The sequence below is a fragment of the Shewanella sp. DNRA4 genome, assembly GCF_012843185.1.
GTDB classification, from domain to species: domain Bacteria; phylum Pseudomonadota; class Gammaproteobacteria; order Enterobacterales; family Shewanellaceae; genus Shewanella; species Shewanella xiamenensis.
In genome coordinates, this window is sequence record NZ_JABAIP010000009.1 from 37694 (window position 1) to 64024 (window position 26331).

18 protein-coding genes are annotated in these 26331 nt (G+C 46.3%); 6 read left to right on the plus strand and 12 right to left on the minus strand.

Going from position 1 to position 26331, the window contains the following annotated elements; all coding sequences use genetic code 11:
• Window positions 1-227: 227 nt before the first annotated feature.
• The 7 genes from HG547_RS11120 to smc all read right to left on the minus strand — a co-directional run bounded on the left by HG547_RS11120 (window position 228) and on the right by smc (window position 9414).
• Window positions 228-584, minus strand: a complete 357-nt coding sequence (locus tag HG547_RS11120) for a DUF3802 family protein (RefSeq protein WP_037419846.1) — start codon at window positions 582-584, stop codon at window positions 228-230.
• Between the two features lie 171 nt (window positions 585-755).
• A complete protein-coding gene (locus HG547_RS11125) occupies window positions 756-1331 on the minus strand; it encodes a YceI family protein (RefSeq protein WP_047540190.1) in 576 nt (191 codons plus the stop codon).
• A gap of 145 nt (window positions 1332-1476) precedes the next feature.
• Complete coding sequence (locus HG547_RS11130; protein WP_055648128.1) at window positions 1477-1932, minus strand: YaiI/YqxD family protein; 456 nt, start codon at window positions 1930-1932, stop codon at window positions 1477-1479.
• A gap of 18 nt (window positions 1933-1950) precedes the next feature.
• A complete protein-coding gene (gene pdxH / locus HG547_RS11135) occupies window positions 1951-2589 on the minus strand; it encodes a pyridoxamine 5'-phosphate oxidase (RefSeq protein ID WP_055648129.1) in 639 nt (212 codons plus the stop codon).
• A gap of 161 nt (window positions 2590-2750) precedes the next feature.
• Window positions 2751-4820, minus strand: a complete 2070-nt coding sequence (ligA, locus tag HG547_RS11140; protein WP_169547863.1) for an NAD-dependent DNA ligase LigA — start codon at window positions 4818-4820, stop codon at window positions 2751-2753.
• Window positions 4821-4918: 98 nt separating this feature from the next.
• A complete protein-coding gene (zipA, locus tag HG547_RS11145; protein WP_037419838.1) occupies window positions 4919-5959 on the minus strand; it encodes a cell division protein ZipA in 1041 nt (346 codons plus the stop codon).
• A gap of 26 nt (window positions 5960-5985) precedes the next feature.
• Window positions 5986-9414 (minus strand): chromosome segregation protein SMC, encoded by a 3429-nt coding sequence (gene smc, locus HG547_RS11150; protein WP_169547864.1) that lies wholly within the window; start codon window positions 9412-9414, stop codon window positions 5986-5988.
• Between the two features lie 241 nt (window positions 9415-9655).
• Between smc and cysZ the strand changes: the two genes are divergently transcribed.
• Window positions 9656-10435: a sulfate transporter CysZ gene (gene cysZ, locus HG547_RS11155; RefSeq protein WP_037426752.1), complete on the plus strand. Its 780-nt coding sequence runs from the start codon at window positions 9656-9658 to the stop codon at window positions 10433-10435.
• Window positions 10436-10621: 186 nt separating this feature from the next.
• Window positions 10622-12982, plus strand: a complete 2361-nt coding sequence (locus tag HG547_RS11160; RefSeq protein ID WP_169547938.1) for a carbohydrate binding family 9 domain-containing protein — start codon at window positions 10622-10624, stop codon at window positions 12980-12982.
• Window positions 12983-13041: 59 nt separating this feature from the next.
• Here the strand turns inward: HG547_RS11160 and HG547_RS11165 are convergent, their stop codons facing one another.
• The 3 genes from HG547_RS11165 to HG547_RS11175 all read right to left on the minus strand — a co-directional run bounded on the left by HG547_RS11165 (window position 13042) and on the right by HG547_RS11175 (window position 16074).
• Window positions 13042-13491 carry a hypothetical protein gene (locus tag HG547_RS11165; protein WP_088585429.1) on the minus strand — a complete coding sequence of 150 codons (450 nt, stop codon included), beginning with the start codon at window positions 13489-13491 and terminating at the stop codon, window positions 13042-13044.
• A gap of 172 nt (window positions 13492-13663) precedes the next feature.
• Window positions 13664-14785, minus strand: coding sequence for a beta-ketoacyl-ACP synthase III (locus HG547_RS11170; protein WP_069455208.1), 1122 nt, complete (start codon window positions 14783-14785; stop codon window positions 13664-13666).
• Window positions 14782-16074, minus strand: coding sequence for an RDD family protein (locus tag HG547_RS11175; protein ID WP_169547865.1), 1293 nt, complete (start codon window positions 16072-16074; stop codon window positions 14782-14784). The genes HG547_RS11170 and HG547_RS11175 overlap by 4 nt, the downstream gene beginning before the upstream one ends.
• A 246-nt stretch (window positions 16075-16320) precedes the next feature.
• Between HG547_RS11175 and cysK the strand changes: the two genes are divergently transcribed.
• The 4 genes from cysK (at window position 16321) to HG547_RS11195 (ending at window position 23076) form a co-directional block, all read left to right on the plus strand.
• On the plus strand, window positions 16321-17289 hold the full coding sequence (gene cysK, locus HG547_RS11180) for a cysteine synthase A (protein WP_011622282.1): 969 nt from the start codon (window positions 16321-16323) through the stop codon (window positions 17287-17289).
• Between the two features lie 359 nt (window positions 17290-17648).
• Window positions 17649-18722 (plus strand): methyltransferase, encoded by a 1074-nt coding sequence (locus HG547_RS11185; protein ID WP_169547866.1) that lies wholly within the window; start codon window positions 17649-17651, stop codon window positions 18720-18722.
• Between the two features lie 121 nt (window positions 18723-18843).
• Window positions 18844-19842, plus strand: coding sequence for a TDT family transporter (locus HG547_RS11190; protein WP_169547867.1), 999 nt, complete (start codon window positions 18844-18846; stop codon window positions 19840-19842).
• Window positions 19843-20457: 615 nt separating this feature from the next.
• Window positions 20458-23076, plus strand: coding sequence for a TonB-dependent receptor (locus tag HG547_RS11195; protein ID WP_169547868.1), 2619 nt, complete (start codon window positions 20458-20460; stop codon window positions 23074-23076).
• A gap of 136 nt (window positions 23077-23212) precedes the next feature.
• On the opposite strand, the gene yfcC is transcribed toward HG547_RS11195, so the two are convergent.
• Window positions 23213-24781 carry a putative basic amino acid antiporter YfcC gene (yfcC, locus tag HG547_RS11200; protein ID WP_169547869.1) on the minus strand — a complete coding sequence of 523 codons (1569 nt, stop codon included), beginning with the start codon at window positions 24779-24781 and terminating at the stop codon, window positions 23213-23215.
• Between the two features lie 271 nt (window positions 24782-25052).
• Window positions 25053-26039, minus strand: a complete 987-nt coding sequence (gene focA / locus HG547_RS11205) for a formate transporter FocA (RefSeq protein WP_169547870.1) — start codon at window positions 26037-26039, stop codon at window positions 25053-25055.
• Between the last annotated feature and the right edge of the window lie 292 nt (window positions 26040-26331).

The window sequence follows — 26331 nt, forward strand, 5'->3', positions numbered from 1 at the left end:
CCCTAACCACATAGGCTTTTGTGCGAATATCGACAGAAAACAGAAAAATGAGCACAAAGGGTTGTTACTAACAACGGCAATCAATCCAGCGTGAAGAGACAAGCCATGATGGAAAAACCAATATGCAATTGCTGAAGGCAAGGAACGGGATTAAAGCACGACTTCAATTCCCAAGAGCTAACGATAAGCAATGGGAGTAAGAGTAACCCGATGACTAGCCTCAAACATTATGCATGGGATTGAAATTTTGCGATCTCTTGATCAAATAAATTTTTGATGAGTCCTGAAAATTCAGTGATAAACAGCGTTTGCTCAGGTGTTGCCCTATGATTGGCTACAGAGGCGAGAATTTCCTCGAGATCATACACAATGGCATCGACCTCACGGATAATGGTATTACGCTCACTAAAGGAAAGTGACGGATTTTGACCACAGACCATAATAATCTGCGCGGATAATTGTTCCTCAAACAATTCCATCACAGTATCGTCGGACACATTTTGGGTATCAGGCGTTTCGAACAAGCCAAGATGCTCAGTCAAATACTGGATTAAATGCATGTAACCGTCTTTATCTGTGACCATTTTTAACCCTTAAAACAACTAAATCGAGCGCCATTAAGGACACTGTTAACATCTAAAAAGCCTCAACATCCACCCATTAAGTGGTCAGTATGAGCATTATACGTCAGCCACCTCATAACCTTATCTTAAATACAACAGCTGACGTATTGATCTAAACCAATCTTATTGTTGTTACTGAGTTAAGGTTAGTACAAACGACACCGGAACGGCTTGGCTAATACTAGATAAACCTGCAATATCACGCAACTTATCAACCCCTGCAACCAAGCCAAATTCATTTGCATTGATAATTATCGGCTGAAAACTACTAACCATCAGTTTATTATCAGATACTTTGGTCAAAATTACCGAAAAAGTTTTTGTTTGCTGTTTTCCATGCAGGGCAATTTTGCCCTCGATGTCAACAACCTTTGACTCATCCACTGCAAGCGCTTTGAGCATTTGACTATCGACTTGGGCACTCAAGTTAAGTTCAGGATACAATGACACTTCAAACAATAAGTGCTGCATACGCTCATCACGCACATCAATACCCGTTGCTACGCTTATCAGCGGAATTGTTAACTCAAATTGGCCAGTATCCTTCAGAGTACCTTTTAGCTGCTTAAAATGATGAACCTCAGCAATATCCCCCTTTTTTACCGACACGAAACTGACCCTAGAATCCTGCTCAATCACTTGCCATTGGGCAACGGAGCTGAAGCTCATCAACGTCGATAATGCCGCGATTCCTATCCATTTATTCATCGTATCCATCCTCAATTGTGAGTTGTAAGACCCATCAGCTCCTTGTTATGAAGTACAAAGCTGCTCAGCACTTAGCAAACCGTGACAAAGATCACCTAAGCTTCACTAAAGATACTCTTTTTATTGATTAGCGACCAGTGAACTATCATTTAACCCGCACAAGCCATTTGTCTAAACTATTGGCAAAAGCCTGCTTATCGGCCGCAGACAAAGTATCAGGTCCACCTGTATGTACACCCGATGAACGTAAATCTTCCATAAAATCACGCATCGTAAGCTTTTGGCGAATATTGTCAGTGGTGTAGAGTTCACCGCGGGGGTTGAGCGCCAGCGCGCCCTTTTCGATCACTTGCGCCGCCAACGGGATATCGGCAGTGATGACTAAATGTGTGGCCTCAACATGGTCGACAATGTATTGATCCGCCACATCAAAGCCTGAGCCAACACGCACTTGACTGATATACGGTGACGGTGGCACCCGTAGCATTTGGTTCGCCACCAGCACTAGCGGCAGCGCCTTTCGCTCAGCTGCGCGAAATAAAATCTCTTTAATTGGGTTTGGGCAAGCATCGGCATCCACCCAAATCTTATACTGTTCCACATTAAGCTCCTAAAGCCATTAGGGTGCTAAACGGTCAATCATCCATTCATCCGCTTGGCGAGTGTAGAGAAAGCGGTCATGCAGGCGATGCTCTCCACCTTGCCAAAACTCAATACTTGACGGCTTAACTAAGTAACCGCCCCAAAAGCTCGGCAATGGTACATCGCCCTTAGCAAATTTCGCTTTCATTTCAAAGAACTTACCTTCGAGCACTTGTCTGGCACTCAGTTTGCTCGACTGCTGCGACACCCAAGCGGCAATCTGGCTATCCTTGGGGCGGGTCATAAAGTATTTCAGCACTTCGGCGGTAGAAAGCGGCTGCGCCTCACCGAGAATCGACACTTGGCGTTCAATCGGATGCCAAGGAAAATGTAGACTCACTTTATTATTGGCCGCAATCTGCTGTGCCTTGCGACTGCCTAAGTTAGTGAAGAACACAAAACCTGTTTCATCAAAACGCTTTAACAGTACAATTCGTTGAAAAGGTTGGCCATGTTCATCCACTGTGGCAACACACATCGCGGTAGGATCACTCAGCTGCGCATCTCTGGCTTGTGTCATCCACAATTCAAATAACTGCATCGGGTTTTGGGGTAAATCGGCGCGTCTTAAGCCACCTTTGGTGTATTCACGGCGAATATCACTGAGATCTGTCATAGGTTTTCCTTTTTATAAGCGCACAATGATTGCTATCGGTGCAATCCGCTGATAGATCAAGTTTATCATGGCTCCGCCAGAAAACCGCGCCCAATCAAGATGAACCCTCAACAAAAACGCCTTGCTAAGCAAGGCGTTTTACTCATCAAATCAAACTCGCATTAGGTATTGGCAGCGAGCAGCGCGAGCAATTCGTCTTCGCCAATCACCTTCACGCCTAGCTCCTGCGCTTTGGCAAGCTTGGAGCCTGCCGCTTCACCCGCCACTAAGCAATCGGTATTTTTCGACACACTGCCCGCGACTTTGGCGCCTAAGGCCTGTAACTGCGCCTTAGCATCGTTACGGTTGAGTTGATTTAAGGTACCGGTTAACACCCAAGTCTGCCCCTTTAATGGCTGTTCATCGGCACTTGGCGCTGCAATCGCAGGCCAGTTGACACCAGCCGCAATCAAAGCATCGATCACCTCTAGGTTATGGGGCTGAGCAAAGAAATGCGCTACGTGCTGGGCAACCACTTCACCAATATCTTCAACTTGAATGAGTTGCTCAATGGTAGCTACGCGCAGTGCCTCTAGACTACCAAAGTGAGTCGCAAGGTTCGCCGCCGTGGCCTCCCCCACCTCTCGAATGCCTAAGGCATAGAGGAAACGAGGCAAAGTCGTGGTTTTAGCCGCTTCAATCGCCAGCGCGAGATTGGTGGCCGACTTCATTCCCATACGGTCCAGCATAGTCATCATAGAGGCGGTGAGTTTAAATAAGTCCGCCGGGCTTTGAACCAACTCCTTATCAATCAACTGCTCGACGATTTTATCGCCCATGCCGTCGATATCTAATGCCTTACGGGAGGCAAAATGTTTGATCGCCTCTTTACGCTGCGCCTCACAGAATAAGCCGCCGCTACAACGGGCCACGGCCTCACCTTCTAATCGCTCAACCAAACTGCCGCAAACGGGACAATGTTGCGGGAAGGTAATCGCCTTAGCATCTTCAGGGCGACGCTCTGGCACTATGGCCACAATTTGCGGGATCACATCGCCGGCGCGGCGGATAATCACGGTGTCGCCCATCATCACACCTAAACGCTCGATTTCATCGGCATTGTGCAAAGTGGCGTTCGATACCGTCACGCCGCCGACAAACACAGGTTTTAGGCGTGCGACTGGCGTCACCGCGCCGGTGCGGCCCACTTGAAAATCTACGCCTTCGAGCAGCGTCATTTCTTCTTGCGCGGGGAATTTATAGGCAATTGCCCAGCGGGGAGATTTGGCCACAAACCCTAAGGTTTGCTGCTGTGCGATATCGTTCACCTTCATTACCACACCATCGATTTCAAAGGGTAAATCGCTGCGGCGAGTCAATATATCTTGATAGTAGGCAAAGACTTGGCTGAGTTCGTCGCAGACTTTGATCTCGCTACTGACTGGTAGCCCCCAAGATTTAAGTTGCTGCAATTGCTCATAATGCGTCTTAGCTAACTCGTGGGAAGTCGGCTCCACCACACCTAAGGCGTAGGCATAAAAAGACAGCGCCCGTGACGCGGTAATTTTACTGTCGAGCTGACGTAAGCTGCCCGCCGCCGCGTTACGCGGATTCACAAACAGTTTTTCATCCTTTAAGCGTGCACGCTCATTTAGCGCCTCAAATGCCGCCTTGGGCATAAAGGCTTCGCCGCGCACTTCAACCAATTCGGGATAGTTGTCACCACGCAGTTTGAGCGGAATACACTTAATGGTTTTAACGTTTTCGGTAATATCTTCGCCCACAGTGCCATCGCCCCGGGTCGCGGCGCGCTCAAGCACACCATTGCGATATAAAATGCTCACCGCCAAACCATCGAGTTTCGGCTCACAGCAAAAACTCACTTGCCCCACTCTGTCGCTGACACGCTTATGAAATGCGCTAAAGTCCGCCTCATCGAAGGCATTATCAAGACTTAACATGGGTTTAAGGTGAGTAATTTGTTCAAACTTTGCCAGCGCCATGCCGCCCACTCTTTGGGTGGGCGAATCGGCAGCAACAAACTGAGGATACTCGGCCTCAAGCTGTTTCAGCCGCTGCATTAATCTGTCGTATTCTGAGTCAGTAATGCTTGGTGCATCGTCGACATAGTAACGAATATTGTGTTCATTCAGAGATTGGCAGAGCGCCTGCATCAATGGCTGCGCATTTTCCGACGTAACAGCTTGTGAAAGCAGTTCAGATAGGCGTTTATCGAGTTGAATGTCTTGCATATTCATTATCCAGAATTCTTAAGCATCAAAAAGTTGCAAAAAATGAGGCCGCATTTAGCGGCCCCATCTGTCCATCACCGCGGTCTCGCGGCGGTGCATTAAGCGTTTGCGCGAATGCGGTGTAAATAATCTTGCTTAGTAAACTCGCCCCAAGGTTGACGCTGACCATCGAGCACAACCGCGTCGATATCATCCGCCAATTGGCGCGCCGAGTTAAGCATGATAGAGAAATTCATTAGCGCATCGCCGTAGCAAGGTAAAGTCATAAAGAACACCACGCCTTGGGTGCTGAATTGTTCCATATTGTCTGGGTCAAAAACACCAGGTTTTACCATATTAGCAATGGAGAACAACACCTTACCATTACCCGCATTATCCACATGACGATGGAAAATATTCATATCGCCATATTTAAAGTTAAGGGTTAAGAAGCAAGGTAATAATTCTGCACCATTAAGTTGCTGACCTTCTTTCGCCACTACGTGCAGTACGAGTACATCACGTGGTTCACCTAAATCATCATCGGCCTGTTCAACGGCTTGAGGTTGCTCTTCTTCATACGCCTCTTCATCATCAAACAACGCGGTTTGGGTGGGCATTTGCACTTGGGCACGTTGCTCTTCAGCCGCCTTTTGCGCCACTATCGCCGCATGGGATTGGCCAACGTGAGCTTGATTTAAATGCGCTGTATGGCTTTGCAATACTGGCTCTTGGCGCGATGCTTTAGGGCCGCGGTGTTGCTCTTTCACACTCGGTGATTGCAAATTAAAGTCGGGCTGCGCCATGCTTGGTTCTTGCTTAAACAGTGGTTTAGGTTCAACTTGAACGGGTTCCACTGGTTGCGGTTGTGCTTTGGCTTCTTGCTTTAAATAAGGGTTAAACGCAGGTGCCTCTGGGGTATGAGCTTCATTCGCTTTACGAACTCTGACGGCGCCAATACCATCGGCGTCGAAACCATCGGCATCGATACGCTTGGGGGCAGCCTCGCCACGCTCTGCCTGCTTTTTGTAGAAATTGCCCATCGGACTATCTTTCAATGACTTAGGCTGTTGTCTTCTGATAGACCAAAATCCATGCACCAGCACAGCAACTATGGCTATGGCGCCTAAAACGAACAAAACTAGTTGCAAATCTTCCATTGGTTACCCTGTCTTTCTTCTAGTTATCACGCGTCGGCCATCGCCACCGCTTGCTCTAAATCTACTGCGACTATACGGGATACACCCGGCTCATGCATAGTCACACCGATAAGTTGATCAGCCATCTCCATCGTAATTTTGTTATGGCTGATATAGATAAACTGTACGCTCTGCGACATCTCCTTCAATAATCGGCAGAAACGTTCTACGTTGGCATCGTCTAAGGGCGCATCCACTTCGTCTAACATACAGAAGGGAGCTGGATTCAACCTGAAAATCGCGAATACCAATGATAAAGCCGTTAGGGCTTTTTCACCACCGGAAAGAAGATGGATTGTGCTGTTCTTCTTACCTGGCGGCTGGGCCATGATGGTCACGCCCGTTTCTAATAAATCATCTTCCGTTAGCGCAAGGTAAGCACGCCCGCCACCAAACACCTTGGGGAACAATCGCCCTAAATCCTCGTTGACTGCATCAAATGTGGCTTTAAAGCGGGTGCGGGTCTCCTTGTCGATTTTACGAATGGCTTCTTCTAGTGTTGCAAGCCCTTTATTGAGATCTTCATCTTGATGATCCAAATAGGATTTTCGCTCACTTTGTTGCTCAAATTCTTCGATCGCCGCGAGGTTTATCGCACCTAAACGGATAATTTTTTGCCGGATCTGATCCAAATCACGCTGCCACTTATCTGGCTGACCATCGCTAGGCAGCGAATCAATCACCTGAGCAAGCACAATTTGCTGTTCCGCTAGGGCTGCCAACTGGCTGTCAGCCTGCCCTTTTAATCCCTCACGACGTAACTTTAACGTGCTGAGGCTTTGAGTCAAGCCCTCAAGCTTACCAAGCTCTTGTTTTTGCTTTAATCCTATACTGTTTAGCGTTTCAGTGAGCGAACTTTGTTGTGCCCTGAGCGTTTTAAGTGCCTGTTGCTGACTCTGTTGCTGATTGAGTAGCTGCGCCAGTTGTTCACTCAGCTTTGCCGTTTGCTGATCACCCTGCTGTGCGACAACACTGGCAAGCTGGGCTGACAGTGTTTCCTGTGAGTGGACTAATTCACTGACACGGACCCGCTGTAATTCAATTTGTTCTGTGCTCACCGCCATCCGAGTGGTGACCGATTGCAGACTGGTATTTAGGTTCGCTAAGCGGCGCTCGGCATCGCTAATTTGTGCCTTTAGCGCTTGGTGACGTGCTAAATCCCCTTGGGCTTCAAGGCTTTGTTGTTGCTGTTTCTCAAGGCTTAACGCTAGCGCCTCCGCCAATTCATCCTCTTGTTCCGAAAGCAGCATTAACTGCTCAGCCAGCTCGGCTAACTCATTGCGCGTTCGCGCAACGGTTTCTGCTAGTTGTCCCCGTTTCACTTCGCGCTGCTTGGCCTGGGCCTCTGCGTTATTAAGCTGGGTAGATTTGGTGGCTTTATCGAGCTGTAATTGGTGTAAGCGTTTGATACCTTGGCTTAAGCTGTCACGCACTTGGGTTAATTGCTGCGCCAACGCATCGAGCTTTGACTGCTGTATTACCCGCGCCTGCTCACACTCATTAATCGCTTCGCTTAATTGAGTTTGTTCTTTACTCAATTGCACTAACGATTGGCTATTGTCTTGTTTGGCAATCAAAAAACCTTTGCCAAGCAGATAACCATCAGCGGTCACTATTCGCTCATCGGCCGCCAAGCTCGCCACTTGTGCTTGTGCGCTGGCCAGATTATCGGCCCATTTAAGTCCCTTAAGCCAAGGGGCAAGGTTCAATTTGGCTCCTAAGATGGGAGAGCCATCCAGATGCGCATCCGCCGCCAAGGCAGCATCGGCATAAAACCCTATCTCATTGGCTTCAACGCCCACGGGCAGCGTCATTAATCCCTGCAGCGCCAGCTCTGCCGCGGCTTCCCAGCCGTTTTCCACTTGAATGCTTTGCCACAGCTGCGGCTTATCACTTAACTCTTCTTGTTTTGCCAGCCATTGTTCAACCAGTTCGAAGCGCGCCCGCACCGAAGTTAAACGCTGCGATAATTGCTCAAACTCACCTCGCGCAACATCTAACGCGTGAGTATCGGTAGCCAGAGTGGATTCAAACTCTTGATTAATTTCAACTTGTTCAGCTAATGCTTGCTCTAACTGGGTAATCTCGTCATTGAGTGATGCGCTGTTATCTTCAAGGGCATGCTCATTGAGTGAGGCTAACTCTTGCTGTTGTTCTTGATGTAACTGGGTTTTATGGGCATTTAATTGTTGCTGATGCGCCAGTTTGCTGCGGTGTAATTCTAATTGTAGCTTATGCTGAGCGGCGGCCGCCGCCAGCACTCTGGCGCTTTCACTCTGTGCCTCACTGCGCGAAACACTCATCTCCCATTGGGCTTGCAGCTCATCCATCATTTCCTGCTGCAATTCATGTTGCGGCGCAAGTTGGCTAAGCTCTGCCTCCAGCGCTTGAAAACTGGCTTGATAAGCGGCTAATTTGGCTTGGTTTTGGGTGATTTGCTCGCTCAATTGCTCGAGCTGAGTATGTAGCTGGGCGTCGCGCTGCTTTTGGCTCTGTAACTGTTGCTCTAACTTAGCAATCTCAGTACCCGTTAGATAATAGGCTTCGACCGCCTGCTGCTCTTGCTCGGCTAACTGTGAAAGCGTAACTTGCAGCTCAGTGCTTTCTAACTCACTCGTTTGCGCTAAGGATTGCGCTGCCGCTTGTTGCAGCTCGAGCGAGCTAATCTGCTCCGATAAACTCGTCATCTGGCTTTGCAGCTCTTGGTAGCGCATCACCAGCAATTCAGCATGGGTTTTACGCTCAGCCTGCTTTAGCTCGCGATATTGTGTTGCGGCTTTAGCCTGCTGACTGAGCTTTTCCAGTTGTTTGGCTAACTCACTGCGAATATCCCCTAAACGCTCTAGGTTTTCACGGGTGTGACGAATACGATTTTCCGTTTCACGCCGCCGTTCTTTATAGCGAGAAATCCCCGCAGCTTCTTCAATAAAAGTACGTAAATCCTGCGGTTTCGATTCGATTAAACGTGAAATTGTGCCCTGCTCGATAATGGCGTAACTGCGCGGCCCAAGCCCTGTACCCATAAATAGATCGGTGATGTCTTTGCGGCGACACTTTTGGCCGTTGAGAAAATACCAAGATTCACCGTCACGGCTCACCTGACGCTTGACCGAGATTTCTTCATAACTGGCATATTGGCCCGCTAGGCGGCCCTCTTTGTTTTCAAACACCAGTTCAACGCCCGCCACAGACACGGGTTTACGGGCGCTGGAGCCGTTAAAAATCACGTCACTCATGGAGTCGCCGCGCAAATGCTTTGCCGAGCTTTCGCCTAGCACCCAGCGCACAGCGTCAATCACGTTCGATTTACCGCAGCCATTTGGGCCAATAATGGCGCTTAATGCCTGTAAAAACGGAATTTTGGTGGGTTCGACAAACGACTTAAAGCCGGCAAGTTTTATTTGTTTTAATCTCATAGTGCCAGTTAGCGCGTCTCAGTTTAAAAAGCCATCAGGGCGATGGCAGATATCGGTGCAGGCCAATATTAGCCCGAGTCGTGTCATAGAATTCTGAGGCCAACTTTAACAAAGCAAGCCGCATTTTGTAACGCTTTTTATTGAATTCATGCGGCTTTTAGCTTGTCATCTCGCGACGAGTTGATCACAATCGCAGTTATCTGTCTCCCGCGCTGTATCTCAACTTTATTGGAATGACGATATGACACAGAAATTTCCCTCGCCCTCACAGGCTAAAAGTGGTGTGAATTATTTTCTCGATGGCTTTGGTTTGATTACACGTAAAGGTCTTCGTACTTTTGTATTTATTCCTTTAATGATTAACCTGTTACTTTTTGCCGCCGTAATTTATGTGGCTGTCGGTCAGCTCGATCTGCTCTTTACTTGGATGAATGCCCAGCTCCCAGAATATTTAAGCTGGCTTAACTTTCTGCTCTGGCCGCTGGCGGTTGTCACTATGTTGGTGATGCTAGCCTTTGTGTTTAGCTCAGTGATGAACTGGCTAGCCGCGCCTTTTAATGGCTTACTGGCCGAAAAGGTTGAACAACTATTAACCGGCAAACCCATGCATACCGGTTCAGGCATGGACTTAGTCAAAGACTTACCGCGCATTCTTGGCCGTGAATGGATCAAACTGAAATACTATCTGCCCCGTGCATTGGTATTTTTACTGCTATTTTTAGTGCCAATGGTCGGGCAAACCTTGGCGCCTATTCTGTGGTTTTTATTCAGTGCTTGGATGATGGCGATTCAATACTGCGACTATCCCTTCGATAACCACAAGGTGAGCTTCAAGGATATGCGCTTTGCACTGAATCAAACCCGCGGCACCAGTTTCAGCTTTGGCGCAACAGTGACACTGTTTTCGATGATCCCTGTGGTGAACTTTATTGTGATGCCTGTGGCAATTTGTGGTGCCACCGCCATGTGGGTCGATAAGTACCGTGAAGCCTACCGTAATCCTGTGGTCGCACCTGAATAATCCTCCTTATCGCACTGGATGCATGCCATCCAGTGCGCTTTGGCTCTAACTCAATCCAATTTAAATACAATCCTTGTAACAATTACTCATTCTTGTTAACTCAAAACTTCTGGCACACTGCGCGTAATTTACGGATTATTTTGGGCCCAGTTGTTGAAGACGTTTCTCCCCTTTCTGCTATCGAGCATGATGTTTCTGAGCTTACCGAGTCAGGCCGGCTCAGTTAGCCAATTTCAGTTAACAATTCCAACCTTAACTGATACCGCCGAGATTGATGGTGAATTTGATGAGGCAGTGTGGCAGCACGCGGCGCTGGCCGAGTTACGCTATGAGACTCAGCCCGGAGAAAACACGGCGGCGCCCGTTTACACCGAGGCCAGAATCTACGCGACCCAAACCAGCCTATTTGTGGCCTTTACCGCCAAAGACAGTCAGCCTCAACGCATTCGTGCCACTCTCAAGGACAGGGATAATCTCTGGGGTGATGATCTGGTGGGGATCAAACTCGATACCCTCAATAACGCACGCTTGGCCTATCAGTTTTTTATCAACCCGCTGGGCGTGCAACTAGACTCGATAGAGAATGAACTCACGGGCGAAGAGAGCGAAGCGTGGGATGGCATTTGGAAAACCGCCGGTAAAATCACCGCAGATGGCTATCAGGTGGAAGTCGAACTGCCATTACGGCTATTCAACTTTGACGATAAAAAGCCCATTCAAGACTGGGGATTTGAGCTTATTCGCTACTATCCACGTAATGAAAACCATCGTCTCTCCACCCATAAAATTGACCGCAACATCAGTTGCCAGCTCTGTCAGCTCGGCGTCGCCACGGGTTTAGTTTCAGCCAAGCAAGGGCAAGATCTGCAAATTACTCCCGCTTTTGTAGCAACTCGCAATGAACATAAAACTGCACATGGTTGGCAAACAGATACGGACTATAAACCGGGGTTTGATTTACGCTGGGGAATGAATGCCCGCACCTTGTTGAATGCAACCATTAACCCCGATTTCTCTCAAGTCGAATCCGATGCGGGTCAGCTCGATATTAACAGTACATTCGCATTGTTTTACGACGAAAAACGCCCCTTCTTCCTCGATAATAAAGACTACTTCGATACCCAAGTGAATCTGCTACATACCCGCAATATCGTATCGCCGGATTATGGCCTCAAACTCACCAGCCAAACCGAGCAACACACTTGGGCACTGCTGGCCGCCAATGACAGCCAAGCCACCTTTTTAATGCCGGGTAATTTAAGTTCAGAGGTCGCCTCATTAGCAGAGGAAAGCCTCAATCTGGCTGCGCGTTACCGCTTCGATATGGATAAAACCTTTTCCTTTGGGGGTCTTATCACGGCTAAGAGCAGTGCCGACAATCAACTGACTGAATTTGCTGCACAAACCGATGATAATAATGATTACCACAATTATGTCATAAGTTTAGATGCCAAATACCAGCCTACTGAGCAAGATATACTTACTGCTCAGGTCGCCCATTCCCAGACACGTTACCCCACAGCCCTATACCAACAATTTTGTGGCAATGTGGAGGGAGAACTGACAGAAGGGCTACTCTGCGGTCAAACGCCCTTAAACTGTGAATTTGGCCAATGCCAAGTGAATGAACAAGTATTACGTAGCCAATCAGATGAGGATTTTAGTGGCGCCTTGTATCAACTGACCTATGAACACAATGCCCGCGATTGGTTTGCCTACAGCGAATATCACGATGTTTCCCCTAATTTTCGTGCCGATTTGGGCTTTGTAGAGAAAATTGACTATCGCACCTTTATGGCTGGCGGTGGCTTAATTTGGTATCCGCAAGTGGTGTTTAACAAGATAAAATTTGGCGGTGACTGGGATATCACCCACAATCAAGCGGGAGAACAGCTCGAGCAAGAATTTGAGATCTTTTGGGAAATGTATGGCGCACTACAAAGTGAATTGTCCTTTGGGGTAGAAACCCGTGAGCGGGTCGGACCACGCCATAATACAGCGCAACTCGCCGTAATAGGTAACAGCAATCAATATGAGGAAACTCAAGGCTGGCTTTACGGAGCCATTACGCCGATTTCAGCCCTCAGCCTTGAGCTGGAGATCCATTACGGCGATGAGATTGATTTTCTCAATGATAGATTAGGCACAAAGACCTTAATCAATCCAATATTGAACTGGAAAATCGCCAACGGTTTATCGGTGGAGATTTCTCATCTTTATCAACATATGGAGGTCGAGCAGGATAAACTCTTTACCGCAAACCTTTCAGATGTGCGCCTGCACTGGCAACTGAGTCTGCACAGCTTTATTCGCCTATCGAGCATTTACACCCAAATCGAGCGTAATCTTACGCAGTATTTGTATTCGTCGCCCGATAGCGAAGAGGCGCACTTAGGCAATGAAATTCTCTACGGCTACAAACTCAATCCCCAGAGCGTGTTCTATTTGGGCTATTCCGACAGTTTAACCTCGGATGATGAACTCACGCGGCTCACTCGGGACGAGAAGACCTATTTTATGAAGCTAAGCTACGCCTGGTTGCTCTAGGCAGAAAGGTTTAGCATAAAGCCCACAACAAGGCTTGTGGGCTTAAATCAGAATTCTAGCTAAGACTCATGGATCCCCAATAAGCTTGGGCTGGGAAGCGCAATCCCTATTGCGGTGAGCTCCACTCCCCAATGCCGCAGCAGCGCAAGATACGCCTGTTCAAAGGGATAGCGTGGCCGCGGGAATGCCCACGCTGAAGGAAAACACCATTCCTCCTCGCTCTCATCAATCGCTAAATAGGCGACAAAATCATGCTTTGTCTCACTCAGCGCAGCGATTAGATTTGTCGCCATTGCAGCCCTGTGGGCAGAGGTAAATCCCAACTGTTCACCAAACTCATCAAACACATAAGCATCGTACAGCGCTTGCAGCTGCACGGGATCTAAAGGATCGTAGCGATTGAGTGTTTCCCCTAGGGTTTCCTCTCGGTCATAACAATTAAAGGCGCCAAGAAACCAGCCAGGATTGGGATGGAACGGAATATCCGAATCGGGATAAAAAAGCATCATCGTTATTGGCTCTGGTATCTGAATTGAGGCTATAAAGAAAGTGCTATCAAGACTGCAAACGGTCTAGTACTGATTAAAGGCATTTTCGGTTAAGGTACGGCATCAAGCCGTTTAACCAATGTGCTGATATAAAAGCAAAAGCCCTATTGCTGGCAATGGGGCTTTTGTCGATTTAGCGTTTTTGCAGGATCACGCTACCGATGGAGTAACCCGCACCAAAAGAGCTTAATAGCCCTAAATCGCCCGCATTAAAGTCTGCGGAATATTTATGGAAAGCAATCACAGAGCCGGCGGAGGCGGTATTGGCATACTCATCGAGCACCACGGGCGCCTGATCGGGCGTCACCTCATCCCCTAGCAGTTTTTTCACCACAAACAGGTTCATATTGATGTTGGCTTGATGCAACCACAAACGCTTAAAGGACTGCGGCGTGAGGGATTGCTCGGCCAGATGCTCATCTAAATGCTGATAAATCATCGGCAACAGTTCTTTAAAGACTTTGCGCCCCTGTTGGTGGAATAGCTTATCTGCCTGATGCGCCGAACTTGGATCGCAGCGATTGAGAAAGCCAAAATTACTGCGAATATTGTTCGAGTAGTCGGTAAAACAACGGCTTGAAACAATATTAAAGCCTTTACTCGCGGCCACTAGACTTTGCTCTTCGAGCACCATAGCGGTTGCGACATCCCCGAAGATAAAGTGACTGTCACGGTCTCGGTAGTTAACCTGCGCCGAACAAATTTCGGGATTAATCACTAATACGCGCGACGCCGAGCCCGTCGCAATCGCATTGGCGGCAGCCACAATGGCAAAAGTGGCCGAAGAACAGGCAACCTGCATATCATATCCATAGCCACGAGTACCGAGTGCCCGCTGGATTTCAATCGCCATTGCCGGATAAGCGCGCTGCGTATAAGCACAGGCAACGATCACTAAATCGATTTGCTCGGCCTTCACGTCCGCTTGTTTCAGTGCCATCAATGCCGCCTCAACCCCAATTTCGGCCTGCATGGATAACTCATCACTGCTGCGCTCAGGGATCAGCGGCATCATGATTTCAGGATCGAGAATACCGTCTTTAACCATCACATATCTGTGCTTGATGCCCGAGGCTTTCTCGATAAACTCACTGGAAGAATAAGACAGCGGCGCGACATGGCCCTGCTCAATTAATCCTGCATTTTCAAGGTTAAACATATCGACATAGGCGTTGAAGCTTTCCACCAAAGCTTCATTTGAAATACTGTGTGGCGGCGTAAATAAACCGCTGCCAGAAATAACGACCTGTTTCATAGGTGCTCCGAACGGGTGCTTGTTGTAAGGTGAGCAGACGTCGCATTATTCTGTGTTGGCACGGCGGCTAATGCGTGTTCAGCCTGCGCCTGTTGCTGCTCTAATTGTTGCTTTTTATGCATTTGCGCTAAGTCTATCACGACTGTGGAAGATATTTTATCTTGGATCCCCTGCCGATTGGCATCCCAAAAGATCTGGATAAAGCCAAGTAAGCCTGTCGTAAAGCCCGCCGCATAGCCACCATAACGGCCAAAAGCGGTCCAAAGGCTGATTTTAGCGCCATCAAGTTGAATAACGCGAATACCTAATAGTTTTTTACCTAAGGTCTGACCATCAAATTTGGCGGTAAACACGGTAAAGTAAAATGCTGCCCAACCAAACCCTAAGCCCATATCGCTCATAAAGCCTTTAATCCACGCCAGCACACTGCGGGTATCACTTTCCTCCTCATCGGCGTTTTCGGTGTTGTTACTTTCCGCTTGACGCACGGAATTAAGATCTTCATCTGCGGCTTGTTTATCGGTATGCGCGTTAGCTAATCCATCGGCTTGTGGTTCAGACACAGGGTTCGCCCTACGTTCAAGCTTGTCATCAAGCAAATGACTTGGCTTTGGTGATTGTGATGGTGTTGTTGAATCCGTGGCTGAATCGAGAGTGACTTCAAACACTTTCACCTCGGGCCAGAGAGTGCCCGCCATGATTTCATCACGTAACTGCGTTTTATCAGCCTCGGATAAATCCGTGCTAGCTAAAGTATCTAATACCATATCGCGGCGCTCAGCTGCCGACATGCCCTCAATGGGTACATTTTCCAGCGTCTGAGTTTCGAGCGTCTGTTGCAAAGAACGGATTTGTTCACGGGCACAATCCGTATTTTCACAGAGTCCGAGGGAGACAAGGCCAGGAATCGCCTTAACAACAGTCTTACTATCCTGGGGCGCGGAGACCTTGTCGCGGGTGGATTGATTGGATTGATGCAAATCCCACAAATTCCCCGCCGAGCTAAAGAGCATTAACCCTAGCATGGCGGCATAAAGGCCCCATTTGAGAAAGCGGCCAAACTGGCGGCTACGTTTTTCGATATAAATAATCCCCACCACCAGCAGAACAAACAGCCAATCCATTTGCTCGGCTAAAATAGTGATAAATAAACCGTCGATTAATATCGCTAGCGCCCGCTTAAATGGTGTTGCTAATGGGGTATAAAGTACCGATTCGGCAATAGTAAATGCCTTAGGAGTGACCATAGTTCTAGGATCTTTGCCCAAATCTGTTTGTTGTTGCTTCATAATGGTTGAAATCCGATTCCGATAAGCGCTTTTATCACCAAAACATCAAATGACTGTTCTCGTTCTATTGCAATTTTTATTGATGTTAGCAAGAGGTTAACACAGTTAAACCCACGACCAATCTGGCTTTACGAATAACAGCGACATCTTTAATAACTAAATCGAATAAAGAAGAACAAACAATCACTTCTAAATACGCCACAGGCGATTATGATTCAATAGTGCAAACATAGGAGCAAGCAATCCATGAGCAAAATTTTCGAAGACAATTCATATACTATTGGCAACACCCCGTTAGTGCGTTTAAACCGCGTAAGCCAAGGTAAAGTGCTGGCAAAGGTCGAAGCACGTAATCCAAGTTTCAGTGTCAAATGCCGTATCGGTGCCAATATGATTTGGGATGCCGAGAAAAAAGGCCTGCTCACCAAAGATCACGAACTGATTGAGCCTACCTCAGGTAACACTGGGATTGCCTTAGCCTATGTGGCGGCCGCCCGTGGTTACAAGCTGACATTAACTATGCCAAACACCATGAGCCTAGAGCGTCGTAAACTGCTTAAAGCCTTAGGTGCAAACCTAGTGCTGACCGAAGGCGCAAAAGGCATGAAAGGTGCTATCGATAAAGCGGAAGAAATCCGTCAATCAGCGCCTGAAAAATACATTATGCTGCAGCAGTTTAATAACCCTGCAAACCCTGAAATCCACGAAAAGACCACAGGTCCAGAGATCTGGAACGATACCGATGGTGCTGTGGATGTGTTTGTTGCGGGTGTAGGTACAGGTGGTACCATCACTGGCGTGAGCCGTTACCTGAAGAAAGTTGCTGGCAAAGCCATTACTTCTGTTGCGGTAGAGCCCGCTGATTCACCGGTTATTACCCAAACCTTAGCGGGATTACCAGTGCAACCTGGTCCACACAAAATTCAAGGTATTGGCGCAGGTTTTATCCCTGGTAACTTAGATCTTGAGTTAATCGATCGCGTTGAAACCGTCACCAACGATGAAGCCATCGACATGGCGCGCCGCTTAATGCAAGAAGAAGGAATTTTAGTCGGTATTTCTTCTGGTGCTGCTGTGGTTGCGGCGAACCGCATCGCGGCTCTGCCAGAGTTTGCGGATAAAAACATTGTGGTTATCCTACCTTCAGCTGCAGAGCGTTACTTATCGTCTGTACTGTTCCAAGGCCAGTTTGGAGACGAAGAGAACATTCAGTAAGCGGTCAAGTTTGCTGACAAAAATACCCAGCACTGCTGGGTATTTTTATAACTAACATCCTGTGTGCGTTAAGGTTTTTAGGGGATTTCCCCAGCGTTTGCTGTTACTTTTTCCTCCAGTGTAACACTTACTGCTATAGCCTGTTGAGGTTTCAGTTTTTTGTAGCAATTTGCTAAACCATGCACCATTGAGTCTCGAAACACCTCCCAAATAACGAACCTCATTCACTAGATATCATTAACCAATGATATTGATCCATAGATTAAGTAGGACGCAGCTCATAGTTTTCCCGTGCCAAACTAGCTTTAACAATTCAGTGCGTTATAAATAGGCCTCCTCAATGTTAACGCCCGTTTTTTATGTCTTTTTACCACTCGCCGAAAGAATTAAGTGCCTTTGATGCTAAGTTTGAGGCGCAAAAGATCGCCTTTGCACCTATTAGCTTTCAGGTAGCCCATTGCCTACTGAAGTTTGAAGTATTAGCCACCATTGACCGAGCAGGCGAACAAGGGCTGAACATTGCTCAACTCGCGCAAACCAGTGTGTTAAACGAATACGCCCTTGGCGTGTTACTCGATATGGGATTGAGCATGGGACTGGTATGGCTCAATGGCGATGCCTATGTGCTCGATAAAACAGGCTATTTTTTACTGCACGATGATATGGCGGCCATTAACCTCAATTTTGTGCAGGACGTGTGTTATCAAGGTCTGTTTCAACTCGATAAAGCGCTAGTAACGGGTAAACCCTCGGGCTTAGCAGTATTTGGCGATTGGCAGACGATTTACCCTGCTCTTAAGGATTTACCAGCTGATGCTAAGGACAGCTGGTTTACCTTCGATCACTATTATTCTGATCATGCTTTTCCACAGATTTTACCATTAGTGTTTGCCCACTCTCCCAGGCACTTAGTCGATATTGGCGGAAATACGGGTAAATGGGCACTTAGCTGCTGCGAATTTAATCCTGAGGTTGAAGTCACTCTAATGGACTTCCCCGGGCAATTAGCCGTCGCCAAAGACAATGCCGCCAAGCATGGATTTGCCGAGCGGATCCACATCTTTGCCACCGATTTGCTCGATGAATCACGTCCCTTTGTCGAAGGTGCCGATACCTATTGGATGAGCCAGTTCCTCGATTGCTTCTCTAAAGAGCAAATCTTCAGCATTCTGCAACGTACCGCTCAGGCGATGACACCAAACAGCCAGTTATTCATTGTCGAAACCTTCTGGGACAGACAACCCTCCGCCGCCTCAGCCTATTGCGTCAATGCGACGAGCTTGTATTTTACTGCAATAGCCAATGGTAATAGCCGTATGTACCACTCTAAGGACTTGATAAAGTTACTACATCAAGCGGGTTTATACGTCGATGAAGACACTGATAACCTTGGTCTTGGGCATACTTTGCTGCGTTGTAAACGCAAACCTTGAAAGTAATTAAATTTGAATCTATGAATAAAATTAATCAATTTTATTTATCAACACCTCAGTCATACACTGACATTAACAAATAGATACATCGAATTAATGTCAGTGTTGAGAGGTAACGAACATGACTTCAAAACGTAAACGTTGGACGGCACAGGCAGCAAAATTACCTAGCCCTATGGGCGGTCTCGCCCTTGCGATTGCAAGCTTAGGTTGGACCTGGGAAAGTGTGATGCCCTCACTCAATGGTTGGGGCCAATTGACGGGAGCCGTTATTGCTTCTGTCTTACTAATACTGCTTGCAGCAAAATTTATACTGCATCCCACAGTGCTGAAGAACGAACTCAGCCATCCCGTCGTCGGTAGCGTAATCCCGACATTCGCCATGGCGCTAATGGTTGTTTCAAACCTACTCGGCCATTATTTCCCCCATGCAGGCTTAATCCTTTGGCTAACCGCCATTGCTATCCATGTCATCTTTCTAGGCGCTTTTATCTACTTCCGCGCTATCGACTTCAAACTCGAACATATGGTGCCTAGCTGGTTTGTACCACCTATTGGTATCATAGTCGCGGCAGTATCCTTCCCAAGTAATGGCGCGCCTTGGTTAGTGAACTTGATCCTAGCTTTCGGTATGATCGCATATTTAGTCATGTTGCCATTGATGCTCTATCGATTAATCTTCTGTCAGGCCGTACCCGATGCAGCTAAACCCACCATTGCCATCCTCGCTGCGCCAGCCAGCTTATCACTTGCAGGTTACCTAACCGTGTGCGAGCAGCCATCAATTGCCTTAGTCGCCGTATTGGCCAGTATTGCAGTATTGATGACAGCTGTGATTTATCTCGCTTTTTTCCATCTACTCAAATTGCCCTTTAGCCCAGGCTATGCTGCGTTCACCTTTCCCATGGTAATCGGCGCGACAGCACTGTTTAAAACCGCCCACTGGCTCGCGCAATTTAGTCAAATGAGCGACCTCACCCAATGGGTAAGGTTACTTGCAGACTTCGAACTTGGGGTTGCCACCTTAGTCGTTTGTTATGTCGCTATACGGTATTTAGCCCATTACATACCCAACCCAATTGATAATATTTTTACCAGCCAACAAGTTGAGTACAAATAATCAGTATAGATAACCGTATAAAAACAGATTAATTAATAAGCAAACTAATAATATGACATACAGAATAAAAGGAGTGAATTTATATTCACTCCTTTTATCTATTTAACATTCATAAAAAACGATACGGAGTATGTTAAAAATTCAACCCAAAATAGATATATACCTTTTTGATTAAACATCATGCTTAGCAAAAAATAAACGATACGCCAAACATTAAATTAAACTTAAGTTCAAAACCATCAAACCAAACAGTACAATAGACTATAAAATAATATTTTCATTAAGAAATAAATTTAAAATACCACCAAAACCAAAATAGAAAACAAAAACAAACAAAATCAAAACGAAAAACAACAAATCTTAAACAAATTAAACCATTAAAAAACATTTTAATCATAGAAAACATAATAAAAGATATCAAAAATGGGATGAAGCGCATGTTTGTTCTGTTTTAACAACAAAAATTAACATTTCGTTAAAACTTAACACTGTTGCACTTGTTATATTCTTGTGGTTATATCCTGAACCTAATTAAAAGGAACACTCTTTAATTTACAAAAGAATCCTTTTAATAAAATAAAAACGAAATAATAAATAAGAGTTAGGGAGAATAACATGCGTGCTAATTCAGTATTAGCTAAAGCGATTCGCTTTGCGTTAATTGGTGGTGCGACCACGGCAGCATTATCAACTTCTGTAGCCATCGCTGCTGAAGATGGTGCTAAAGTTGAACGTATCGAAGTAACAGGTTCACGTATTAAGCGTACCGATCTAGAAGGTTCTTCACCTGTCACTACAATTGATGCTTCACAAATTGAAAAGACCGGCGAATTAAGTATTACTGATGTTCTAAGAAGAAGTAACTTAAACTCATTCGGTTCTTTTTCTGAACGTTCAGGTAGCAGCGCTCAGTCTCAAGCCACGATTAACTTACGTGGTGCAGGTTCAGACCGTACATTAGTATTATTAAATGGCAAACGTATGCCTGGTTCACCCACTTTAGGTGGTACTGCCGTCAACTTGAACACTATCCCTACTGCGGCGATTGAACGTGTTGAAGTGTTAACCGATGGCGCATCAGCGGTTTATGGTTCAGATGCGGTAGCAGGTGTAGTTAACATTATTTTGAAACAGGGTTATGAAGGCCTAGAAGTTTCAGCGACAGCAACACAACCGACACAGGACGGTGGTGAAGAATGGAAAGCCCACATTGTGGGTGGTACTGTCGGTGAAAAAGGTAACGTGACCTTCTCATTTGAACACTTAAATCGTGAAATCATTTATCAACGTGACCGTTGGTTCTCTAGCTCAACCAACGTTTTAGCACCTAAGTTTGATGATACCACTGGTGTGTCTATCTATGCCCGTAACTTCTTAGATATGACAACTGGTGGTTTCCAACCACTTACTGCGTGTAATAACCCGAAAATGGTTGGCGGCGGCCACATTTATGATGCAGGTAGTGGTGACTATGTTTGTGGTTATGACTATACCTCAGAAGCTGCTGACCATGCTGCACGTTCATACACTGCAGGTTATGTGAATGGTGAATATGAACTGTCTGATGAAATTACCTTCAAAGGACAGGGCCTTTTCGCGCGCAATGAAACCTTCGGTCGATATGCCCCGGCCGCAGGTTGGTTCAACGTTGCTCCAGGTCAAGTAGACGTTCAAAACTATGATGCCGCTGGCAACATGACTGGTGTAAGCAAAAACCAAAATGCGGGCCGTGTTTACTATCGTTTTACCGATGTAGGGACTCGCGATGCCAACACTATCGATTACAGCACTGATATCCAATTAGGATTAGTGGGTAGTCACGATAGCTTTGGTTGGGATGTGACTTACCACTATAACCTAGCTGAAAACAGCAACTATGGTACTGGTTATGTTCACAGACCGACTGTAGAAAAATATGTTAAAGACGGTATCTTTAATTTCGGTCCAGAAGGTAACTCTGCCTCTGTTATCGCCGACATGGCGCATCAAACACTCAAGCAAGACATCATGGAATTCCAAAGTCTGAATGCTGGTGTGAACTTTGAGGCCATTGAACTACCAGCGGGTAACATTGGTTGGTATGTGGGTGCCGAAGCACTTCAATACAAATACGAAGCGAACGTAGATGCGCAAACTGCTGCCGGTGATGTTATTGGTTCATCTGGTAATGGTTCATCAGGCGACCGTGATGTTTACGCTGTATTTGCGGAATCTATCATCCCTGTAACTGAAGATTTAGAGTTGAACTTAGCTTACCGCTACGACAAATACTCAGACTTTGGTTCAGCGACTACGCCTAAAGTTGCATTAAGATACCAAGTTATTGATGGTGTTGTTTTCCGCGCTTCTTGGGGACAAGGTTTCCGTGCTCCGTCATTATCTGACTTACTCGCTGCAGATGCATTTAGTGCTGATACTGCAACTGACTACCACTACTGTGACGTACAAGGTACGCCTGTTGCCGAATGTAAGGCAAAACAGTATGACGTGACACGTAAAGCAAACAAAGAGCTTGATCCTGAAACTTCAGACTTCTACAACTTAGGCTTAGTATGGGATATTACAGATAACCTAAGCACTAAAGTTGAGTACTACAACCTGAAGATTGATGACGTAATCACTTTTGTGTCTTTAGACTCACTGCTAAAAGAAGAACAAAAAGTAGGTTATGGCAACTTAAGCCGTGGTGAAATTGTCCGTGCAGGTAACACTGCAGATGGTAAATTACTGGCCGCTACTACACCAAAAGCAAACGGCAATGGTTTTGAAACCTCAGGTATTGACTTCAACATCACTTACTCTGGCTTTGAAACAGCAATCGGTGAGTTTGGTACAAGCTACGACTTAACTTACGTATTGAACTATGACGAAGAAGAGTATTTTGATGGTCCTGTAAACGACAAGATTGGTCGCAATGGTATGCCACAAATTCGCTTCACTTGGGCAATTGACTGGACTTATGGCGAACATTCGGCATCGATTATTTCTCAATATATCGACAGTCAAGCAGAACGTACCGATCCTAAGACATATCAACAAATCGGTCACTTAACGTCCCAAACAACGTTTGACTTAAGCTACGCTTATAATACGTCTTGGAATGGTAAAATTGGCTTTGGTATCCGTAACTTAACTAACGAAGACCCTGTACTAAACTCTGACTTAGAATATGATTCATCACTGTACAACCTATACGGACGTACATACACAATGACTTATACTCAAAAGTTCTAATATAAATTAGTATCAACAAAAACGGCATCTTCGGATGCCGTTTTTTTATCTCCTTTTTCACCGTTCGACTGAGTTAGCCCTTAGCCTATTTACCCGCTGTTTTAGGTTGCCCTAGCGCCTAGCTAAATCCTCGCTGCTAGTTAAATCCAAGATAATGCGCGCCAATCACCAGCACACTTGAGACCAACATCAGCAGCAACATAAAACGCCAGACAAATTTCAGCCAGTTGCCCCAATCGACGCGGCATACGCCAAGAGTGGCCATCAAAGACGCTGAAGTAGGTACAATGATATTGGTGAGCCCATCGCCTAATTGAAAGGCCAATACCGCCACTTGGCGCGTCACACCAACGATGTCAGAAAGAGGTGCCATCAGTGGCATAGTCAAGGCAGCCTGCCCTGACCCTGATGTCACAAAAAAGTTGAATACAGATTGAAACAGCAACATAAACCACGCCGAGAGCGCATCAGGCAGATGGCCAATCACCCCGCCAGCACTGTTAAGTACCGTATTTAACACGCTCGGTTCAGTCGGTGCACCGCCGCCAAGGAGCAGTAAAATCCCCGAGGCACATCCCACTAAAAGAGCAGGCTCTAACATGGTTTTAGCGCCGTCCTTAAAACTCTGCGCCACCTTGTTAAGCGTCAATCCATTAAGTTTAAACACACAGCCAATGACGCCAGCTACCATACCCATGGTAAAAAACTGACTGGCAATCTCAGGGATAAACCAAGCTTTTACCACTACGCCCCAAATCACCCATCCCATAGTGAGCACTAACAATGCTAAAACCAGTATATCGCCAAGATTAAAGCGACTCTCTAATGTCGTATTGGCATGATGCTCTCGAAAATAAGCATCGGACTGAAAACTATGGGATAAACTGGGTTGCTGCTGAATGCGATGGGCGTAACGCATAGTAAAGACAATCCCGAGCAAGGTGAATCCAAGCCACATAGGAAAGCGAAACTCACTGCCCGAAAGAACCGGTATTCCCGCAATACCCTGTGCAATCGCCACACTGAAGGGATTCATCCAAGAACTGGCAAAACCAATTTGAGTCGCCACATAGGTCACCATCACAGTGGTGATGCCGTCATAGCCCAAACGGATCATTAATGGGCAGATAATAATGGCAAAAGCTATGGCCTCTTCTCCCATGCCAAACACGGCGCCACCAAGGGAAAACAGCGTAAATATCACCGGAATAAATAACTTTTCATTGCCACGGGTTTTATCGATTAACTTTAAGATGCCGTTATCTATGGTGCCTGTGGCCATCACCACCCCAAAAGAGCCGCCAATCACCAGCATGAACATGATCACGCCAATCGCACTGCCCCATTTAGATCCTGAAGTTAGGCCCTCAAAGGCGAAGTTAAAAAAGCCAACCCCGCCCTCGCCTTTAAACAATGCCACAGGTTGCAATTTAGGCTCGCCCGCAGCATCCAATTGATAGGCAAAAGAAGTAGGGTCGACCACCGTCCGCGCTTTATCGACACCATCCGTTAGATAATGCACCTCTTGGGTTTGAAACGACCCGATGGGGATAAAGTAAGTCATTAATCCCGCAAGCAATGCCACAAAAAAGATGATCACTAAGGTATCGGGCATTTGAAATGGTGAGGGAGTGTGTGAAGCGGATGATGCCGGAGCAGTCTGAGCTGCTTCTGTTGGCTGATTCGTCGAAGGTGGAGTCGTCATAGATGCGCCATTTTATGTCAAACGGAAAAGGCCGCACTATAAACTAAAGCGCTTTAAATCAGTATATAAAATCTTCATTCACTTGCATGAATATGCAAAATGGTCACATCTATCACAAACAAGTAATCTGCATAAAAAAGCCTTTGCGGTGAAAAAACAAAAAATGCCCAGTAAAACTGGGCATTTTTTTATGAGCCTAAGGCAAATATCACTCAAAGAGAGACTCACAAACCTAAGTGACTTACTCTCTTGATTACTTTCTCTTAATTACTTAGTCCCTTAATGACTTAGTCTCTTGGCTATTTTTCGCCTTTTCAGTATGCAATGGTGACGCGAAAAAATGAGCCTGATGGGATTTTTGTGGATCGGGTAAGGCAAGTTGTCCTTGCTCAATCCACCAATAGCCGAGGCCAACAATCACGCCGCCGCCGACGATGTTGCCTAAGGTCACAGGAATTAAGTTATTGAATACAAAATTTGTTACCGTTAAATCAGCAAATTGTTCTTGGGTAATACCTAAAGAAGCAAAAAACTCCGGACTTGCCACAGCTTGAATTGTTATCCCAAACGGCACCATAAACAGGTTTGCAATGCTGTGCTCAAAACCGCTACTAACAAACATGGCTACAGGTAGGATCAATAAAATGGCTTTGGTTAGCGATTCTCGGCTGGCGAAGGTCATCCAAATACCAAGACATACCAGCATATTACATAAAATACCTAAGCTAAATGCTTGAATCCATGTATGGTGCAGCTTATGTTGTGAGACCTTTAAAGCATTTAGTCCCCAATTTCCGCCATCAAGCTCATATAAGCCCGCCGCCATAATCAAGCCGACCATTAACATGGCGCCGACAAAGTTGCCTAGGTAAACTCGCGTCCAGCATTTGAGTAACTCACTGGTAGTCACTTGTTTTTGCGCCCAAGCCACACTGCTTAAGACTGAACTAGTGAACAACTCGCCGCCGCAAATCACGACCAAAATTAACCCTAAGCTAAAGGCGATACCGCCCACAAGACGTACTAAGCCCCATGCACTATCGCCCGCGCCCGTGGTGACGGTCAGGTAAAACACAAAGGCTAAAGCAATAAAGGCACCCGCAAATACCGCTAAACCAAAGGATTGCCAAGGCGCCTTAACCACTTTGCTTTTACCGTAAATTTCAGCCTGGTGATAACAACTAAAATGCGAAGAAACCTGCACAGGCTCATGACCATTTGATGATGTCTGTGGAGCGTTAGCATGTGAGTCTTTCATAACTGAACTCCCAAACCCGATAAACAAACGCGAACTTGCAACATAGGTCTCTCCTACAGCGCCCAAGCGCAGATCAAACCAATCAAAATTTACATTAAGACTTGCTTAAATGATGACTCACTAAAGTCACGCTTTGTAACATACAAATCGTATTCGCTGTGAAGCAGAGATTGCCAAAGCGTGATGTTATTCACAGGTAAAATGTAAAATTTTTGAAGAGGCAAACACAAAAGGTTAATTGGTCATACCAATTTTGTTTGCATTTTGCCAATTTATCACCGCCCATCTAAGC

What these genes read in the sequence shown, in the direction of transcription:
- HG547_RS11120 (WP_037419846.1), bottom strand. Translation starts at nt 584, where the DNA reads ATGGTCACAGATAAAGACGGTTACATGCATTTAATCCAGTATTTGACT.
- HG547_RS11125 (WP_047540190.1), bottom strand. Translation starts at nt 1,331, where the DNA reads ATGAATAAATGGATAGGAATCGCGGCATTATCGACGTTGATGAGCTTC.
- pdxH (WP_055648129.1), bottom strand. Translation starts at nt 2,589, where the DNA reads ATGACAGATCTCAGTGATATTCGCCGTGAATACACCAAAGGTGGCTTA.
- ligA (WP_169547863.1), bottom strand. Translation starts at nt 4,820, where the DNA reads ATGCAAGACATTCAACTCGATAAACGCCTATCTGAACTGCTTTCACAA.
- zipA (WP_037419838.1), bottom strand. Translation starts at nt 5,959, where the DNA reads ATGGAAGATTTGCAACTAGTTTTGTTCGTTTTAGGCGCCATAGCCATA.
- smc (WP_169547864.1), bottom strand. Translation starts at nt 9,414, where the DNA reads ATGAGATTAAAACAAATAAAACTTGCCGGCTTTAAGTCGTTTGTCGAA.
- cysZ (WP_037426752.1), top strand. Translation starts at nt 9,656, where the DNA reads ATGACACAGAAATTTCCCTCGCCCTCACAGGCTAAAAGTGGTGTGAAT.
- HG547_RS11160 (WP_169547938.1), top strand. Translation starts at nt 10,622, where the DNA reads ATGATGTTTCTGAGCTTACCGAGTCAGGCCGGCTCAGTTAGCCAATTT.
- HG547_RS11165 (WP_088585429.1), bottom strand. Translation starts at nt 13,491, where the DNA reads ATGATGCTTTTTTATCCCGATTCGGATATTCCGTTCCATCCCAATCCT.
- HG547_RS11170 (WP_069455208.1), bottom strand. Translation starts at nt 14,785, where the DNA reads ATGAAACAGGTCGTTATTTCTGGCAGCGGTTTATTTACGCCGCCACAC.
- HG547_RS11175 (WP_169547865.1), bottom strand. Translation starts at nt 16,074, where the DNA reads ATGAAGCAACAACAAACAGATTTGGGCAAAGATCCTAGAACTATGGTC.
- cysK (WP_011622282.1), top strand. Translation starts at nt 16,321, where the DNA reads ATGAGCAAAATTTTCGAAGACAATTCATATACTATTGGCAACACCCCG.
- HG547_RS11185 (WP_169547866.1), top strand. Translation starts at nt 17,649, where the DNA reads ATGTCTTTTTACCACTCGCCGAAAGAATTAAGTGCCTTTGATGCTAAG.
- HG547_RS11190 (WP_169547867.1), top strand. Translation starts at nt 18,844, where the DNA reads ATGACTTCAAAACGTAAACGTTGGACGGCACAGGCAGCAAAATTACCT.
- HG547_RS11195 (WP_169547868.1), top strand. Translation starts at nt 20,458, where the DNA reads ATGCGTGCTAATTCAGTATTAGCTAAAGCGATTCGCTTTGCGTTAATT.
- yfcC (WP_169547869.1), bottom strand. Translation starts at nt 24,781, where the DNA reads ATGACGACTCCACCTTCGACGAATCAGCCAACAGAAGCAGCTCAGACT.
- focA (WP_169547870.1), bottom strand. Translation starts at nt 26,039, where the DNA reads ATGAAAGACTCACATGCTAACGCTCCACAGACATCATCAAATGGTCAT.